We start from the raw sequence: 17,511 nt of genomic DNA on the forward strand, positions 1-17,511 counted from the left end.
GGCTCCTGAAATCAACTTAAGCATTAAAAGAATTTATACATGGATTTGATCTTGTTTTCATGCCGTGCCCGCTTTGCCAGCTTTTTCAGGCAGAAGAAGCTACAGCGTGTGCTGCTATTATCTTTGGGCATTATAGGGTCTGCTTTATATGCCTGGCTTTTTTCCTTTTTGCTGGCCAAAGCGGATCAGGGTGGCGTAAACCCGGGAGTGCAGCAGGTGCTACAATATACCAATCTTTCTCTTTTAGCTATTATCATACTTAGAGGTTTTTTTCCGGCATACATACCTAAGGCGCAGGTTATACAGCGCATTTACCCGGTAAGGGCGCTGCAAAAATTCTGGACGGAGTTTGTGGTAGAGCTGGTGTCACCATTTTACTTTATACTTCTAAACTTCCTGGTGCTGCTGTTCCTGATGTCGCCGGAGTATACATTGCTGCATTTGCTGCAAAGTGTGCTCGTGCTGTTTACAGCGCACGTAACGCTGCGCTCGCTGCAGGTGTTTGTAGAAAGGCGCATGCGCTGGCTGCACATAAACTTTATCTCCGCTGCCGTACTGGCCGGTGGCTTTGTGGCTTTGCAGGCACGAGTGCCTATGTTTACAGCCTCTGAAGAATGGTTATACCTGATTGTGCACATAGCAAGCTTAGGCTTTCTGATAGCTGCTAATTTTTTTGTGGAGCAGGCCGCTGCCGAGCCTAAACGGCGCGAGGTAACCTACAGCACAAACGCCCGCCGCAGCCTTGGCTGGAGGTTATTCAAAAACCACAAGCTAGCCAAGCAGATGATTCTTTTTGGATTAGTGTTTAAAGGCTTTTTCCTAGCCGTAGATGCATTTTCTGCTTACAAGACAGGTACACACATCTTCGATAAGAATGTGGTTATGTGGATCTTTGTAGGCCCTATGATTATCTACAGCTATGTGTTTAACAATTCGTGGGGCTTTTACAAAAATCTGTGGCTTTCGATCGAACGCAGTAGCGGCAGTTATGTTGATTTCCTGAAGGCGAGTTTGATGCCTTTGCGCGTGCCGCTGATGATGGATGCTGCACTCACATGCTTGTATGTTACGCTCTTTAACCACGACAATGCGCTGTTCATCTTTTCGTTGTACATAGGTTCTGTACTGCTGCTTACCCCCTTTGGCATTATTGTTTCAATTATAAGCCCAAAGGCTATCAAAGGCGGCCTGTTTAGCTTTGAGGCAAAGTCGTCATACTTCTACAACTTCCTGGGGATGGCGCTTTATGCCATGCTGTTCCTGCCCCTGCTGCACCCGGTGTTGTACTTAATTTACCCGGTGCTGATAGGCGTAATGTTCTTTGCCCTGGCAGCTGTTATGAGAGAATACGCTACGTATAAGTATAAGCTCTTTGAAACGCTTTTTAAAGCAGAAGCCTAGAAAGTATAAGCCCCGGCAACTTTATATTGCCGGGGCTTATACTTTCTACAAGAAAATAACGGGCACTACTACTCCGCCAGAAGGCTAAGCAGGTCTAAAACATCAGCCTCCAAATTTCCCTGCATTTCAAGCATAAGCGCCACACAACTTGGCTGAAAAGCAAATTCCTGTACACGAACTGTTTCCACGCTCCCTGTAAGCATTACACCTTTTACCTGCAGCCCTTTATGCAGCATGCCATTAGCCTTCTCCAACTCATTCGAGATGATATCCTTTAGGTTGAATCTGGTCTTCTTTAAAATCTGGTTATAGGCTACTTTATTTGCCAGCACTTCCAGGGCCGTGTTATAAAAACCGCTGGAGGTTCTTGACTCAAGTTTAAATTTCTGTACAAACAACTGCTCAGTAGCCGCATCATAGTCAAGTGTTGCCTGCACATACAAATCTACTTTGTCGCGCTTCAGCATGGTGCGCAGTATCCGAATTTTAACTGCAAGAATAATATCATTTGCACCGGTGCTGCTCTTTGCAATTCCAGCATCCAAAATATGGGCGTAAGGTGGCGCGTCAATACCTTCTTCTGGCTTGGGAATGTACTCTCCGACTACCCGTTTCTTCAGCACTTCTTCAATTGCTGGATAAGTTACTGAGATCGGTATTCGGATACTGATTGCGTTCTCCATAGATTAGGTGTGATGGCAAACTGGTTTAGTGAAAGAAGCGGTTGCCGGCTGCTTGCTAAAAGTTTTAATACTTAAAAATAGCAAAAAGCTATCAAAAGCATGGTAACATAAGCCTTATTCCGCTTAATTAAGCTCTGTAATGCTTGTATTTGGGTAATGTTATTCTTATTTATAGCCTTAAAAGCATTGACATTAACGGTAAGCGGAATATATTTTGTAACAAGGGCAATAAAAAAAGCCACCCGTTTCGGAGTGGCTTTCTTATTTGTGATCCCGCTGGGATTCGAACCCAGGACCCATACATTAAAAGTGTATTGCTCTACCAGCTGAGCTACAGAATCGGTACTGTTTCCCGTTGTTTGGGAGGGCAAAATTAGAAGTTTTATTTTAAACTGCAAAATAAATTTTCAGATATTGCCAAGTTTTGTAAAAGTTAGAAGTAAAAGCCTTTCCGTTTGAAAAGGCTTTTACTTCTATAGTGATCCCGCTGGGATTCGAACCCAGGACCCATACATTAAAAGTGTATTGCTCTACCAGCTGAGCTACAGAATCTTTTTACTAACTTGCATTCTCAAGGTCGTTTCCCTGAATTGCGATGCAAAAGTAACAACCATCTGTTTAAATGCAAAATCTTTGGTTCAAAATATCGGCGTTTATATTACTTTTTTTAACGCTTTTCTCTAAACCAGCTTATTCTCAGGCAGATAATTCTACCCTTCTTAAAGCAGATTCTTTGTTCCTGAAGCAGCATTACTCCGAGGCACAAGGTTTATACGAGCATGTGCTGCAAAATCAGCAGGCTTACTCGCCACAAATGCTGTTAAAAATGGCTTATATAAAAGAAGGGCTGCGCGATTATACCGGTGCCATGTATTACCTGCACATGTTCTACACCAAGGAGCCCAGCCGATCTACGCTTAGAAAGATGGAAGAGCTGGCGCAGGCTCACCGCTTGCAGGGTTATGAGTACAACGACCTGCAGTTTTTTAAAACGCAGTTTAACAAGCATTACATGCGCATACTGGAGGTAATGCTGCTTGCTGCTGTGGTTACTGTTACAGTCATGTTTTTTAGCTGGCGTAGGGGGCATCGCTTTACACGCCCATTTAAGATTGGTTTTACGCTGTACCTGCTGTTTATACTTTATTACATCAACTTCCTTAGCCTGGGCGATGCTGGTATTATCAAAAATAACCATGTAGCCATTATGTCGGCCCCGTCGGCGGGTGCATCCTGGTTGGCTACAGCTTCACAGGGCCACAAGGTGCCTATTACAGGCGAGCAGGACATCTGGTATGAAATAAGGTGGAAGGGATCCAAAGCCTATATCCGCAAAAACAACCTGCTGGAGCTGCCGTAGTTACCCTGACAAAGGACAAAAGATTAAGTTTGTTTTACCTTACTCCTTTGCCCTTTGTCAAACAGTCTTTTCTCGGGAAGCTACTTTTTACTAAGTGGAGAATCTTTCTCTTTGGCCATTACATTGTAAACCAGCTTATCGGCAAGGCTCGGGAACAACTTGTTAACCCATACAGCTAGTTTTCCCTGTGTGGTCATTACCAAGTCGCGTTTGCGTTTCTTAGTTGCGATCAATATTCTGTCAGCCACCTCTTCAGCACTCATCATTTTCTCTTCTGCTCGCGGTGTTTCGCCTTGTTGCTGGCCATCGGCAGCCAGAGCTGAGTTTCGTATGTTGGATGCTGTAAAACCAGGGCAGGCTAATAACACGTGTACGCCAGAGTATAACAACTCGGTACGCAAGGTTTCCAGAAAACCGTGCATGGCAAATTTAGAAGCAGAGTAACCTGTGCGGGCAGGCAAACCTCTATAACCGGCAATAGAAGAAATACCAATAACAGAGCCCTTTACTGTTTTTATGTATGGCAGCGCGTATTTTGTGCTGTAAACGGTACCCCAAAAGTTTATGTCCATCACTTGCCGCAGCACATCCAGGTTAAGGTCTTCAAATAAAGCACGCATCGAAATACCGGCGTTATTGATAAGGATATCCAGGCGGCCATACTTGTTCACGGTTTCCTGCACCATGCGTTCACAGTCAGCCTCTATACTTACATCAGCCTGTACAGGCAGGTTATCTATGCCAGCTGCTGCCAGTTCTGCGGCCGTTTCGTCTAAACCAACCTGCTTGCGGCCCGAAAATGCAACCTTGGCCCCTTCCCTTCCAAAGGCAAATGCCAACGCTTTACCTATACCTGATGTTCCGCCTGTAATTAAAACAACCTTATCTTTCATTTATACTTTGTTCTGATGTTTGTGCAATTGCAAAGATAAAAGTTATTGCTAATTGTGCTGACTGTCATTTCTAAAGCATTGAGAAATCTGGAATATTTCAGAGTTATGAGACGCTTCTGTTTACCAGCTTATCGTGGTCTCCTACCCTCAACCGCCATGAAAAACGTGTTGGAACTTATACTTCCGCTTCGAACTTCTATAATCTGCGTTCTATCTGCTCATATTTTTGTACTTTTGCACCATCGTGAGAAATAAGCATAAAAAGAAATTACCGATACTCGAGAATATAAGAATCGAGGACATGGTGGCCGAGGGCAAATGCCTGGCACGCCACGACAACATGGTTATTTTTGTGGGCGGCGTAGCACCCGGCGACGTAGTTGACCTGCGCGTTACCCGCAAAAAGAAAAGCTTTATGGAAGCTGTACCTGTAGCCTTCAGGGAGTTTTCTGATTTACGCGTAGAGCCCTTTTGCGAGCATTTTGGTGTATGCGGCGGTTGCAAGTGGCAGCACATCAGCTACGATACACAACTGCAGTACAAGCAAAAGCAGGTAAAAGACAACCTCGAGCGTATTGGCAAGGTGGCTTTACCTAAATTTGACCCTATACTTGGCTCTGCCAAAACCCGATACTATCGAAACAAGCTGGAGTATACTTTCTCTAACAACGGCTGGCTTACCAATGAGCAGATTCAGTCCGGCGAGGAGTTTGACCGCAACGCATTAGGCTTCCATATTCCAGGCCGCTTTGATAAAATACTTGACATCAGGCATTGCTATTTGCAGCCCGATCCGTCTAACGCAATCCGTTTAGAAGTAAGAAACTTTGCCAAAGAACACAACCTGCCATTCTATGATGTAGTGAAGCAGGAAGGCTGGCTGCGCAACCTGATCATCCGCACAGCCAACACCGGCGAGTTGATGGTGATTGTGCAGGTGAAGTATGAAGACCAGGAGGCAATGCCAAAGCTAATGGCGCACCTGGAGGTAACGTTCCCGGAAATCACATCGCTGCAATATGTGGTAAACCCGAAAGGCAACGAAACTTACCACGATCTGGAAGTAGTTTGCTACAAGGGCTTACCCTACATACACGAGGAAATGGAGGGCATCAAATTCCGTGTCGGTCCAAAATCATTCTACCAGACCAATGCAGACCAGGCTTACGAACTTTACAGGCTAACCCGCGAGCTGGCTGCCTTAACTGGAAATGAGCTGGTATACGACCTATATACCGGAGCTGGCACCATCGCCAATTTTGTTGCAAAGCAGGCCCGTGAAGTTATCGGCATTGAGTATGTGCCTAGTGCTATCGAGGATGCAAAAGTCAACTCACACATAAACAACATCACTAATACTACCTTTTATGCTGGTGATATGAAGGATATACTTTCGGATGAGTTGATTGAGCGACACGGCAGGCCAGATGTGGTTATTACGGACCCTCCGCGCGCAGGCATGCACCAGGATGTGGTAGAAAAGCTGCTGCAGGTGCACCCGAACCGCATTGTGTATGTAAGCTGCAACCCGGCCACTCAGGCCCGTGACCTGGAACTGCTGTCTGAAAAGTATGACGTAGCCCGCGTACAGCCAGTAGATATGTTCCCGCAGACGCATCACGTAGAAAATATAGTACTGTTAACAGCTAGATAAACCATTATGGAAAACGATCCGGAATTAAACGGCAAATACCTCGGCACTATTTCCAAAGATTTTGTGGTAGTAGCCGAGACTTTGAAAGAAGCGTCTTACCAGGTGCGTAAGCGTAAAATATCAGATTACCCGATTTTTGTTTTCAGCCGCACACAGGTACCGGTTGGCTCAATTTTCCTGGCCAAAGAAGAGGTTGCGCTGGACTGGCATATTAACGCGTCTTATTTAGAGGACTTTGTGCAGCGCCAGCTGGTAATGCCGGACAAGGTGGAGGAGTTTAAAGCTGCTTACAAAGACGCTGATGAGTTCTGCTGCCTTTTTGTGGTAGACGGCGAATTCCAGAACTTCGTGTTCATACCATTCCCGGAAGATTGATTTTTGCTTGACAAAGGACAAAAAACTATAGGTTTAAAAGAGAAGAGGCAGCTGAAATAGCTGCCTCTTCTCTTTTTATACTTCATTAAAGTATAAAATCATCCTTTGTTTATCATCAAAATAGCCTTTGTCAGGAGATCTAAAAATGGCTCCAGCCCTGCGCTTGAAGCGGGTAAGAGTTACCATGTTTTGTAGCCAGGTTTATACCTGCGCTCTCCTCGGTTATCACGCCTATAATGCTTATGTCAGGGTGGTTTTTCAGTTTTTCGTGGTCTGCCAGTGGCACCGTAAACAATAACTCGTAATCTTCGCCACCGTTCATGATACAGGTAAGCGGGTCGATATTAAACTCAAGTGCCGTCTGCAGCATTTGTTCATCAGCTGGCAGGTTGTCTTTGTAAACAGTAGCGCCCACACCCGATTGCTTGCAGATATGGAAAAGCTCCGAAGCCAGTCCATCCGACACATCGATCATTGAAGTAGGTTTGATGCCACGCTCCTTCAGGTCGTAAACAACATCCATACGTGCCTCCGGCCTTAACTGGCGACCTACAATGTACTGCTTGCCTTCAAGCTCCGGCTGCATTTCAGGGTTTGCCATAAACGCTTGCTTTTCGCGCTCCAGAATCTGCAGGCCCATGTAAGCGGCACCCAAGTCACCGGTAACACAAATAAGGTCGTTTACTTTAGCGCCATTACGCAGCACAGCTTCGCCTTTAGCCACCTCTCCTATGGCTGTTATACTTATCACCAAACCTGCATGAGATGATGTGGTATCGCCGCCAACCAGGTCTACTTTATAGTTATCACAGGCCAGCCGGATGCCCTCATACAATTCCTCGACAGCCTCTACCGTATAGCGTGCACCAAGTGCGATGTTTACTGTTATCTGAGTAGGCTTAGCATTCATCGCCGCGATATCAGACACATTAACAGCTACCGCTTTATACCCCACATGCTTCAGGGGGCAAAAGGTAAGGTCAAAGTGAACGCCTTCTAACAGCATATCACTAGATACTACAATCTGCTTTTCTCCAGGCTCCAATACAGCTGCATCATCGCCGATTCCTTTTACAGTAGATGGGTTCTGAATCTCGATCTTTTCGTTTATCAGCCTGATCAGGCCAAATTCACCTACTTCGCTTAATGGGGTAAATTCACTCATAGTTTTCTCTCTTTGAAGATGCAAAGGTAAGGAAAAGCGTTTGTTTGTGCTAAAGTGGCAACGTTGTGTTTGTGCTGTTGGCTGCAGAGCCTGGTTGTGGTATTAAATTCACGTTTGCATTACTCATTCACCACAAATGCCCCTGCCTCCATTACATCATGATACGCGATACCCAAAGTGTCTAACTCTTGCCGCATGCGCTCCCGATACCAGGCGCTGCTGGAGCCATCAAGTATAACTTTATCAAAAGTGTAAACATGTAAAACTTCTGGCCTTACCCGCACGTTACGCCGCAGCAATATATAGTTTACAGTAAAATTACCCCTAGGCTGCACCGCAGGCACACGCGAAAGTATAAGCCAGCGATTACCGTTTGCCAGTAATAACTGGTTACTATCTGGTAAAACCTCTGAAGCAATACCTGAATTTATACTTTGCTCCAGCGATACAAACTGAGGCTCCTGCACACCGAGTTGCCACAGATGCGGCTGCACGTTAAAAGTATAATTGCTTTGGTTTTGTAACAAGGCAGAATCCGCTATCAGCCGTGCGCTTTGTCCTTTAAAAAGGGCAAGCCCGGTACTACCCCGCAAACTATACACCGCCTGTATCTTCTGGTTTTGCTGCTGCACCGCTTCCCTTATTTCCTGCGCCGAAAGTATGGCCACAATACCGGTTGCTATACTTAGATACCGGAGCTTTTTAAATGCCATAAAAAGTATAAAAGCCAGCAGCAGCAAGTATAAAAGTATGGTTTGAAAAAACGTAATGTCGATGCCGTTGATGATGGACTGTGGCAACTGCTGCACCCACAGGTTAAACTCATTCATGCACCAGATGATCACGAAGTGTACCTTGAAGAGCAGCCAACTTAAACCCGGCACCCAGCTAAAGGCAAGCGCCGCCACCCCCGACCATAGCACAAATGTGGCCAGCGGCACCACCACCAGGTTAGCCAGCCAGAAGTATACCGGGAACTGGTGAAAGTAGAAAAGGCCCAAAGGCATTGTAGCCAGTTGCGCCGCGATGGCAACGGTAAACAAAGCCCATACTTTATCCAGCAGCCAGTTATTTACCTCCAGCAACTTATAAAAACGCGGTTGCAGGTAAACAATGCCCAGCACCGCTATAAACGATAACTGAAAGCCTACCTCCAGCAGGTTATACGGGTTAATGAAAAGCAGCACCAATGCAGCAATGGACACCGTGTTGTAAATATTTGTATTGCGGCCCAGCGCCATGCCAACCGTAACCAAACTAAACATAAGCACCGCCCGCAACACCGATGGAGAAAGCCCTGTTATAAAAGCATATAACCAAAGTATAACCAGCGTAAGTATAGCTCCGGCAACACGTTGACTAACAGTCCGGTTAAACTTTGCCAGCAACAGTACCAATACCGAAAAGATAAGCCCCACATGCAGCCCCGACACAGCTAACACGTGCATGGTTCCGGTTTGGGCATAAGCATTCCGGATGCTGTTGTCCAGTTCATCTTTCACGCCAAGTATAAGCGCCGACGAAATACCATACTCCCGCTGCTCGTTAAGCCGCACCTGCAGCAGGTTGTCTAATTTTCGCCTAAGCTGTATGCTAAAGTATAAAACACCAGAACCCGGCGAGCTCCCTAATTTTTGGTACTGGTAAGTATGAAGGTAGTGTTGGTGGTAGATGTTTTTGTTAGCCAGAAACTGCTTATAGTTAAACTGAGCGGGATTTAGCGGAGCTGCTACAAGCTGGGGCGCACCTTTTATCAGCAACCTGTCGCCGTAGGCAAGTTCGTATTGCCGCTCCGAATCGTGGGGCACCGATAGCTGCACTTTACCTTTTGCCTGCTGCCATTGCCCATCAACCTTTACCTGATCTACCTGTAGTACGGTGCTCTGGTAACCGGGCTTCTGCAGCACATAATCCTCTACCACACCTACATAATGTGTTGGCGTGCCATCTACATGAGTTATATGCTGTGTAGCATGGGTTTCTGTGTGATAATGGGTGGTAAACAGGCCGGCAGCAAAAAAGCTAAGCAGGCCAGCTATGCCGGCAATGTTGGTAACAAAAGCAGATTTATACTTTTTAGAAAGTATGGCTGCCGCTACAAAAGCTGCAAAGAAAAAGGCAAGAAGCTCCAGGCTAAACCTGAACTCCCTGCCCAAAATAATATAAAGCAGTATTCCCGCTATAAAGCTTAGCGTGACGCGCACGAACGGATATGGCGCCCACCGCAGCATCAGCCTTTGTAAATCATTTTAAAGTGATCAATGTCGCACTCGCTGAACATCTCGCCCTCAGTTACGAAGCCGTGACGCTTGTAAAAGTTAACAGCCGGCAACTGGGCATTTAAGTATATTTTCGTGCCAGGATAAGCTTTAAGCACATCCTCCAGCACAGCCTGCAGCAGCAGGCCGCCGATATTCTTGCTACGGTAATCCTGCAGCACGGCAAAACGCTCCAACTTCACACCATCATCGGTTTTACGCCATCGGGCAGCGCCACAGGGCACACCATGATAGGTAGCCAGGTAATGTTTGGCCACACCTTCATATTGGTCATACTCTGCATCTCGCGGCACCTTCTGCTCGTGCACAAATACCTGCTCCCTTATTTTGTGTGCAGCTTGCAGGTCCTGTTCGTTATCAATTCTCTTAAGCGCTATCATGCGGCAAAAGTATAAAACTAGTAAAACAAAGAGACGCAAAATTTTGCGTCTCTTTGTATAAAATCACATGCTGTACAGGCACAAATTGGTACCCTGAAACAGTTATTAAATGCATTACCTGGCCTCGCTAGTGCTTGCGCCGGCAATCAAACAAATCAGCTTTCTGCTTTTTCAGTATTCTGCTTTCTTCGGTAACCGTTCACTTTTACCGGCTCTCCATCAGCAGTAGCTTCTGCGGCTTCCCTGGCAGCACGTTTCTGTTCCTCCATCACAGAGTAAGCGTTTACGATGTCTTTTACCAGGCGGTGGCGCACTACGTCTTCGGCCTTCATTTCCACAAATCCGATGCCTTTTACATCACGCAGTATGTTCATGGCTTCAAACAAGCCCGAACGTTGCCCGCGCGGTAAGTCTATCTGCGAGCGGTCGCCGTTCACCATTACTTTGGCGTTCGGTCCCATACGCGTCAAAAACATCTTCATCTGCGCTGGCGTGGTGTTCTGTGCCTCATCCAACAGCACAAAAGCGTTGTTTAGCGTACGGCCACGCATGTAGGCCAGCGGTGCTATCTCGATGATCTTGTTATCCTGGTAATATTTCAGCTTTTCCACCGGAATCATGTCTTCCAGGGCATCGTAGATCGGCCGCAGGTAAGGGTCTACCTTCTCTTTCATATCGCCGGGCAGGAAACCAAGACTTTCGCCGGCCTCTACCACAGGTCTTGAGATGATAATTTTCCGTACCTCCTTGTTCTTGAGGGCTCGTACAGCCATTGCCACCGAAATATAGGTTTTACCCGTACCAGCCGGACCAAGCGCAAAGGTCAGGTCATGCTTCTCTACAGTATCCACCAGTTTCTGCTGGTTCGGGGTTTTGGCCTTGATAATGCCTCCCTTGCTACCATACACAATCACATCAGAAGAGGTAGCAATTACTTCTTCTTCGGTAAAAGGATCCGTAGAAAGGTATCTATTTACGCTGTTATGCGTAATCTTTCCGAACTTATGATAATGGTCTATTAAAGATGCGAGTATCTCGTGAATTTTGGTGATTTCGGGCGTCTGGCCCTGAATTTTGATCTCGTTGCCCCTGGAAATAATCTTGCTGCTTGGAAAAGCGGCTGCCAGTTGCTTGATGTTCTGGTTCTCTATTCCCAAAAAATCAATCAGAGAAATATTCTCTAGGGTTATTACTTTCTCTACCAAATGCTTATCTCCGTATATAGTAAGTTGGTTATATTCTTTTAATTTACTTAAATTACTTAATATTAATACAAATCTACTTAAATTATAGTTCGTAGTATGGCTGTAATTACGTTTCTCTCCGACTTTGGGTACACCGACCATTACGTGGCCGCTGTAAAGGCTAAAATAATATCCCAAAACCCTGATGCCACTATCGTGGACATCTCGCATGGCATCGAGCCTTACAACATTGCGCAGGCCGAGTATGTGCTGGGTGCGGTTTTCCGGGATTTCCCGGAGGGTACGGTGCACCTGGTGGCCGTAAACACCCATGGCAGTAAACAGGGCAAATATCATGCGGCAAAGTATAAAGGCCATTACTTTTTACTCTGCGACAATGGTTTGCTCTCGCTTTTAACCGATGGCAGGCCCGATGTGGTGGTAGAGTTAAAAACCGAACACCCTCACTTGGCTTTCCCGGCTAAAGACTTGCTTGCTCCCGCTGCCGTTTACCTGGCCAAGGGCGGCGACCTGGAGGTTTTAGGTGATCAGACTTATAATTTCAGGCAACTGCTTAATCGCCAGCTCCGCCTGAACGACCACTCCATAACCGGCCACATAATTCACGTGGACCGTTACGGCAACCTGATCACAAACATCACCCGCGACAGCATCGAAACAATTGCCCATGGCAGAACTTATACGATCCATTTTGCCCGTGAAACGATGGGCCGCATTTACCCCACATATAACCAGGTTGATGATGGCGACTGCTGCTGCACTTACAACAGCCTGGGGCAGCTTTGCATTGGCATTAACAAAGGCCACGCCGCCGAGCTGCTTGGCCTGGGCTTCGACTCGCAGGTAGATGTGCGTTTCTATCCGGGAAGCTGATGGCAATATCTTGGGCTTGATTTATACTCTATCATTTATGCCAGCAACAAATGAAGGTCTCAAAAGCTAAACTGTCCTTGTTTATACACCTCCTGACGGCTTTTGTGTTATTGCTGAAAGGTATAGATAAAACCACGCACGCCCACCTGCTTTCGGGCATAACACTTATCGGCTTGGCGCTGGCTATACTCCTGCTGCTTTTACTCGAGAAGAAGGTGCATTTAAACCATCATACAGTAAAGCAAGCTTGCTTATTAATAGAGTCAACTGCTTTGTTTATAATTGCCTTTGTCTTTTACCAGGAAGGGCGCCAATACCTGCAGTATGTTTTTGGGATCAGCGCCTTAGCGTACCTGGCAGTTGCCTTTATGCATTACAAAAAAGATAAACAATCATCCCATTAACCACTATCTTTATGGCAATTTCAGGCCGCCTGTATCGAGCCATTACGCTTTAGCAAATTACTTTTACTTTTTCCAATTATGTTGATTCGCATTGTCCGGATGACCTTTCAGCCAGAAAAAACAGCTGAATTTTTAGAAATCTTCCATAACTCCAAAGATAGGATACAGGCTTTTATAGGGTGTAACCATGTGGAGCTGCTACAGGACCTGAACAACCCCAACATTTACAGCACCTACAGCCTCTGGGACTCCGAAGAGCACCTGAACAACTACCGCCGCTCAGAACTTTTCGGGCAAGTATGGCCGGCTACTAAAACACTTTTTGCTGCTAAACCCGAGGCGTGGTCGTACAGGCAAGTATAAAGTACTAGTATAAACCAAGCACACCTGCACGTACTGCAGTAGTTTTACCCACGCGCTTCTAGTACAAAACCCCGCAACCTGCTGGCCTTTAATTAACTGCACACACATATAGTTTACATCTATAATGCAATAGCAATTATCAATTTGAATTATAAGCGCTGTTACGTCAATTTTGTGATGTCATTAATCTAAACACATCACAAACATGTATAAAAAAGTACTTTTATTAGGAGTTACTTTGTTGGCATCAGCGCAAGTGACTTTTGCACAGCAAAAGCCATTAACCACCAACACAGGTGCCCCTGTAGGCAACAACCAGAGCTCTAAAACAGCTGGCGAAAACGGTCCGGTATTGTTGGAAGATGTTCACTTGATCGAGAAACTAGCCTCTTTTGACAGAGAACGTATACCCGAGCGCGTAGTGCACGCCCGTGGCGTTGGAGCCTACGGTGAGTTCGAAAGCTACGGCGACTTCTCGAAGTATACCATGGCCTCTCTCTTTAACACAAAAGGAAAGAAAACACCGCTTTTCGTGCGTTTCTCTACTGTAGTGCATGAGCAAGGCTCTCCGGAAACGCTGCGCGACCCGCGTGGTTTTGCCGTTAAGTTTTACACCGACCAGGGAAATTACGACCTGGTGGGCAACAACCTGCCTGTGTTCTTTATCCGCGATGCGATGAAATTCCCGGATATGGTACATTCGTTTAAACCCTCTCCTATCTATAACAAGCAGGACCAGGCCCGTGTGTTCGACTTTTTATCGCATCAGCCTGAGGCTACCAACATGCTTACTTACCTGTATACTAACCTGGGCACACCTGCCAGCCACCGCCAGATGGATGGTTTTGGAGTACATGCCTTTAAATGGGTAAACGAACAGGGCGAAGTAACTTACGTGAAGTATAAGTGGACATCGCTGCAGGGCGTAAAAAGCCTGACAGCTGCAGAAGCATCTGCAATGCAGGGCAAAGACCACTCCCACGCCACCGCAGATCTTTATGAGCAAATCAACAAGGGCAACTTCCCCGGTTGGGAGTTATCTGTGCAGATGCTGAAACCAGAGGACCTGGACAAGTTTGACTTTAACCCACTTGACCCGACCAAGATCTGGCCTGAGGCCATTGCTTCGAGCATAAAGATCGGTAAAATGACGTTGAACCGCGTACCAGGCAATTTTTTCGAAGCAGTAGAGCAGGCAGCTTTCTCGCCGGGCACTCTTGTACCGGGCATCGAGCCATCTGAAGACAAATTGCTGCAGGGCCGTGTGTTCTCTTATTTTGATACGCAGCGCTACCGCCTGGGCGCAAACTTCCAGCGCATTGATGTAAACGCCCCGAAGGTAGAGGTAAACAGCAACAACCAGAACGGAGCGTTCAGCAACCGTGGCAAAAACTCCAACATCAACTACGAGCCAAGCGTGACCAGGCAAGGCACGTATGCCGACAACAAGCAGTATGAGTACTCGGTTCGTAAAATTGATGCTGAAACCATGCAGCGCATCATCTCTAAGGAGAACAACTTTGCGCAGGCCGGCGAGCTGTACCGCTCTCTTTCTGAAGCTGATAAAAAGCACCTGATCAGCAACCTGGCCGGCGACCTGGGCCAGATCCAGAACAAGGAGATCGTGAACAAAATGGCCAGCTATTTTTACCAGGCTGATGCCGACTATGGCAACCGCCTGATAAAAGCCCTGAAACTGAACAAAGCAGAGGTCATCGGATTGGTAGCCAAAAACTAAAAAGTATAGCGGGCCGGGTAAAAATACCTAGTCCGCTATCACCACCCTCAGTATTACGCTACTGCAAACAAAACCCAGTTACACTTTATACTTTCTATTTCCATGAGTGCTTTACAGGTTATCTCTATCTCCCACCAAACAGCCATGCTGGAGTGGCGACAGGCGCTACAGCTGAGCAAAGAAGAAGCCGCAGCCTTTATGCAGGAGCTTAAGCAAGCGCAGTTGATAGAGGGGGCCATGGTAGTAACAACCTGCAACCGCACCGAAGTATACTATGAAACAAAGCATGCCACTCCCGGCATGATACAGGAAAAACTGCTGCTTTTTAAAGGCATAGAAAACACAGCAGCCTTTGCACCACGCTTTACCCACTACAGCCACAGCGAAAGTACCCTGCACTACCTGCTGGAGGTAGGCTTAGGCATGCGCTCCCAAGTTACCGGCGACAGGCAGATCATCACCCAGTTTAAGGACAGCTATAAGCTAACGAATAACCTGAAGATGGGCAGCCCTTTGCTGCACCAGGCGCTGCAAACGCTTTTCAGAACACATAAGCGCGTACACAACGAAACCGATTTCAGGGCAGGTGCTGCCTCTGTGGGATATGCTGCCCTGGAGCGCCTGACTGATTTTTTCCCAAGAAAAGAGTTTCCGACTAAACGCATGCTCATTATCGGCACCGGCCAGATGGGCACAGACATTGCCCGTTATGCTGCTTCGTTTGGCTTTGCAGCTATCACCCTAACCAACCGCACCAACGCCAAAGCTGCTAAGCTTGCCCAGGAGCTGAACGTGCAACACGTACCTTACGAGCATTATTTGCTGCAGCTACAGGAATATGATGTGGTGGTGAGCTGTGTAGGAGGAGGTGACCAACTGCAGCCTGAACAGTTTGGGCAGGCACAGGCAAAGCGTGTGCTATTGGACCTCTCTGTTCCGCAGGGCATAGCCCCGGCAGCAGGGCAGTTGGCCCATACCACATTGATTAATATTGATCAGATCAGTAGCCGCACACAGGCTGTACTTGCCACACGCCAGGCTGCCATAGCAGCTGTAGAGAACATCATCGCTGAAGAGGCGGTATTGTTCGCTGGGTGGCTCCAGGACCTGCCCGTTGCCAAGGCTATTAACGCGTTGAAAGCTTTTTTTGCAGATGTACTAAGCAGCGAGTTTCAGAAATACCCTAACCCCGAGCAGCCTGATACGGCACATGCCATCACCAAAGCTGCGCTAGACAGGCTGATACGCCGTCCGGCTGGGGCACTAAGAGCATCGGAAGGTACATCGCGGCAACAGTTGCTGCAGGCAGTCGGGGAGCTGTTTTATACTTCACAGGATAATTAAGAACCATTTATACTTACACTTTACCATGAAATCATTTCTTCTACACATTTTATTTCTTTTTATACCAGCAGCGCTTTTTGCCCAGTCTGATAACCTTTTAGCTGCGGCACGTGCCGGCGATGTAGTTGCCATTAAACAACACCTGCAAAATAAAGCTGATGTAAATGCTACCGACCCACGTGGTTTTACACCTTTAATACTAGCTGTTTATGGTGGACACCAGGAAGCTGCGGCCATACTTCTGGAGGCTGGCGCAAACGCAGACCAACAGGATGCATCTGGCAATACAGCCTTGATGGGTGCTGCTTTTAAAGGCTACCCTGCAATTGCCGAGCTACTCATCAGCAAAGGGGCCAATGTAAACCTGCAAAGCGGCAATGGCGGCACCGCACTTATGTTTGCCAGCATGTTTGGCCGCAACGATATGCTGCAGGTACTTCTAAAAAACGGTGCCGATAAAACGATAAAAGACCAGCGTGGCCTTACCGCCCTGGATCTGGCTACGCAACAAGGCAACACAGCCGGAATCACGCTACTGAAGTAGCATTTTATATAGATCGCAGTACATGCTGTAAAACCCACGCTCCGGTGTGGATTTTATATTTTGTAGTTGGCAGTAAGCCCCCTTTAAAGTAAAGGCAGCCACTAGAAAGGCTTTCGTACAACAAAGCTCTTCTTTTTAATGTACCTTTGTTAAGTATGAGCCGCTTCTTATGTATGGCTCACGAAATTCAAAACCTTACGTTGATGAGCAACTACTTCGAGTTTTATAGTATACCAGAAAGTTTTATACTTGACGAAAAGGCGCTAAAGAACACGTACTACAAGTTTAGCCGTGAATATCACCCAGACTTTTACGCCAACGAGCCGCAGGAAAAGCAGCAGGAAATTTTACAGCTGAGCACTCAAAACACCAACGCTTACCGCACCCTCTCCGACCCGGACCTGCGGATGCAGTACATTCTAAAAGAACACGGCATGCTGGAAGAAGGCAAAAACGAGCTTCCTGGCGATTTTTTGATGGAGATGATGGAGCTGAATGAGGAACTGATGGAACTGGAGTTTGACTTCGATGCTGCCAAACTGCATGAAATTGGTGAAAAAAGCACAGGCGCCATGGCTTCTTTAGATGCCGACATTTTACCTGTACTGCAGCGATACCCTGACTTACACGGAGTTACCAAAGAAGAGGCCCTAGAGCAGGTAAAAACATACTATCTGAAGAAAAAATATTTGTTGCGTATTCAGGAAACATTATCTAAGTTTGCATCTCGTTCCTGACAGAGGAACATGCCCAGATGGCGGAATTGGTAGACGCGTTGGTCTCAAACACCAATGAGGTTACACTCGTGCCGGTTCGACTCCGGCTCTGGGTACTCTAAAACAAAAAAGCC

At 46.8% G+C, this 17,511-nt stretch carries 17 protein-coding genes and 3 tRNA genes; 12 read left to right on the forward strand and 8 right to left on the reverse strand.

Features of this window, described 5'->3' with window-relative positions; translation table 11 throughout:
• Window positions 1-39: 39 nt before the first annotated feature.
• Window positions 40-1,401 (forward strand): hypothetical protein, encoded by a 1,362-nt coding sequence (locus Q1A23_RS12660; protein ID WP_299823889.1) that lies wholly within the window; start codon window positions 40-42, stop codon window positions 1,399-1,401.
• Window positions 1,402-1,469: 68 nt separating this feature from the next.
• Here the strand turns inward: Q1A23_RS12660 and Q1A23_RS12665 are convergent, their stop codons facing one another.
• From Q1A23_RS12665 to Q1A23_RS12675, 3 genes are all read right to left on the reverse strand, one after another.
• Entirely contained in the window at window positions 1,470-2,084 is a 615-nt protein-coding gene (locus Q1A23_RS12665) for a DUF4403 family protein (RefSeq protein ID WP_299823891.1), read from the reverse strand.
• Between the two features lie 268 nt (window positions 2,085-2,352).
• Window positions 2,353-2,425 (reverse strand) — tRNA-Lys (locus tag Q1A23_RS12670).
• Window positions 2,426-2,563: 138 nt separating this feature from the next.
• Window positions 2,564-2,636 (reverse strand) — tRNA-Lys (locus Q1A23_RS12675).
• Between the two features lie 70 nt (window positions 2,637-2,706).
• On the opposite strand from Q1A23_RS12675, the gene Q1A23_RS12680 reads away from it, so the two are divergent.
• Entirely contained in the window at window positions 2,707-3,444 is a 738-nt protein-coding gene (locus Q1A23_RS12680; protein WP_299823893.1) for an SH3 domain-containing protein, read from the forward strand.
• An 80-nt stretch (window positions 3,445-3,524) separates the two neighbouring features.
• Here the strand turns inward: Q1A23_RS12680 and Q1A23_RS12685 are convergent, their stop codons facing one another.
• Entirely contained in the window at window positions 3,525-4,337 is an 813-nt protein-coding gene (locus Q1A23_RS12685) for an SDR family oxidoreductase (RefSeq protein ID WP_299823894.1), read from the reverse strand.
• A gap of 301 nt (window positions 4,338-4,638) precedes the next feature.
• On the opposite strand from Q1A23_RS12685, the gene rlmD reads away from it, so the two are divergent.
• Together rlmD and Q1A23_RS12695 are read left to right on the forward strand one after the other, a co-directional pair.
• Entirely contained in the window at window positions 4,639-5,991 is a 1,353-nt protein-coding gene (gene rlmD, locus Q1A23_RS12690; RefSeq protein WP_299824390.1) for a 23S rRNA (uracil(1939)-C(5))-methyltransferase RlmD, read from the forward strand.
• A 6-nt stretch (window positions 5,992-5,997) separates the two neighbouring features.
• The gene (locus Q1A23_RS12695; protein ID WP_299823895.1) at window positions 5,998-6,366 is read left to right on the forward strand and encodes a hypothetical protein; all 369 of its coding nucleotides are present in this window, start codon (window positions 5,998-6,000) and stop codon (window positions 6,364-6,366) included.
• Window positions 6,367-6,505: 139 nt separating this feature from the next.
• On the opposite strand, the gene thiL is transcribed toward Q1A23_RS12695, so the two are convergent.
• The 4 genes from thiL to Q1A23_RS12715 all read right to left on the reverse strand — a co-directional run bounded on the left by thiL (window position 6,506) and on the right by Q1A23_RS12715 (window position 11,395).
• Window positions 6,506-7,531 (reverse strand): thiamine-phosphate kinase, encoded by a 1,026-nt coding sequence (gene thiL / locus Q1A23_RS12700; RefSeq protein ID WP_299823897.1) that lies wholly within the window; start codon window positions 7,529-7,531, stop codon window positions 6,506-6,508.
• A 119-nt stretch (window positions 7,532-7,650) separates the two neighbouring features.
• On the reverse strand, window positions 7,651-9,762 hold the full coding sequence (locus Q1A23_RS12705; RefSeq protein WP_299823899.1) for a ComEC/Rec2 family competence protein: 2,112 nt from the start codon (window positions 9,760-9,762) through the stop codon (window positions 7,651-7,653).
• A complete protein-coding gene (locus Q1A23_RS12710) occupies window positions 9,762-10,190 on the reverse strand; it encodes a GNAT family N-acetyltransferase (protein WP_299823901.1) in 429 nt (142 codons plus the stop codon). The genes Q1A23_RS12705 and Q1A23_RS12710 overlap by 1 nt, the downstream gene beginning before the upstream one ends.
• A gap of 155 nt (window positions 10,191-10,345) precedes the next feature.
• The gene (locus tag Q1A23_RS12715; RefSeq protein WP_299823903.1) at window positions 10,346-11,395 is read right to left on the reverse strand and encodes a PhoH family protein; all 1,050 of its coding nucleotides are present in this window, start codon (window positions 11,393-11,395) and stop codon (window positions 10,346-10,348) included.
• 96 nt (window positions 11,396-11,491) lie between these two features.
• Between Q1A23_RS12715 and Q1A23_RS12720 the strand changes: the two genes are divergently transcribed.
• The 8 genes from Q1A23_RS12720 to Q1A23_RS12755 all read left to right on the forward strand — a co-directional run bounded on the left by Q1A23_RS12720 (window position 11,492) and on the right by Q1A23_RS12755 (window position 17,493).
• Window positions 11,492-12,268 (forward strand): SAM-dependent chlorinase/fluorinase, encoded by a 777-nt coding sequence (locus Q1A23_RS12720; RefSeq protein ID WP_299823905.1) that lies wholly within the window; start codon window positions 11,492-11,494, stop codon window positions 12,266-12,268.
• A gap of 50 nt (window positions 12,269-12,318) precedes the next feature.
• Window positions 12,319-12,672 carry a hypothetical protein gene (locus tag Q1A23_RS12725; protein WP_299823907.1) on the forward strand — a complete coding sequence of 118 codons (354 nt, stop codon included), beginning with the start codon at window positions 12,319-12,321 and terminating at the stop codon, window positions 12,670-12,672.
• Window positions 12,673-12,750: 78 nt separating this feature from the next.
• Window positions 12,751-13,035 (forward strand): antibiotic biosynthesis monooxygenase family protein, encoded by a 285-nt coding sequence (locus Q1A23_RS12730; RefSeq protein ID WP_299823909.1) that lies wholly within the window; start codon window positions 12,751-12,753, stop codon window positions 13,033-13,035.
• A 205-nt stretch (window positions 13,036-13,240) separates the two neighbouring features.
• The gene (locus tag Q1A23_RS12735) at window positions 13,241-14,773 is read left to right on the forward strand and encodes a catalase (RefSeq protein WP_299823911.1); all 1,533 of its coding nucleotides are present in this window, start codon (window positions 13,241-13,243) and stop codon (window positions 14,771-14,773) included.
• 102 nt (window positions 14,774-14,875) lie between these two features.
• Entirely contained in the window at window positions 14,876-16,117 is a 1,242-nt protein-coding gene (gene hemA / locus Q1A23_RS12740) for a glutamyl-tRNA reductase (protein WP_299823913.1), read from the forward strand.
• 25 nt (window positions 16,118-16,142) lie between these two features.
• Window positions 16,143-16,661 carry an ankyrin repeat domain-containing protein gene (locus Q1A23_RS12745; RefSeq protein WP_299823915.1) on the forward strand — a complete coding sequence of 173 codons (519 nt, stop codon included), beginning with the start codon at window positions 16,143-16,145 and terminating at the stop codon, window positions 16,659-16,661.
• Window positions 16,662-16,816: 155 nt separating this feature from the next.
• A complete protein-coding gene (gene hscB / locus Q1A23_RS12750) occupies window positions 16,817-17,398 on the forward strand; it encodes a Fe-S protein assembly co-chaperone HscB (RefSeq protein ID WP_299823917.1) in 582 nt (193 codons plus the stop codon).
• Window positions 17,399-17,409: 11 nt separating this feature from the next.
• Window positions 17,410-17,493: transfer RNA gene (locus Q1A23_RS12755), tRNA-Leu, on the forward strand.
• Window positions 17,494-17,511: the final 18 nt, after the last annotated feature.

The sequence above is a fragment of the uncultured Pontibacter sp. genome, from assembly GCF_947492645.1.
Classification (GTDB): Bacteria; Bacteroidota; Bacteroidia; order Cytophagales; family Hymenobacteraceae; genus Pontibacter.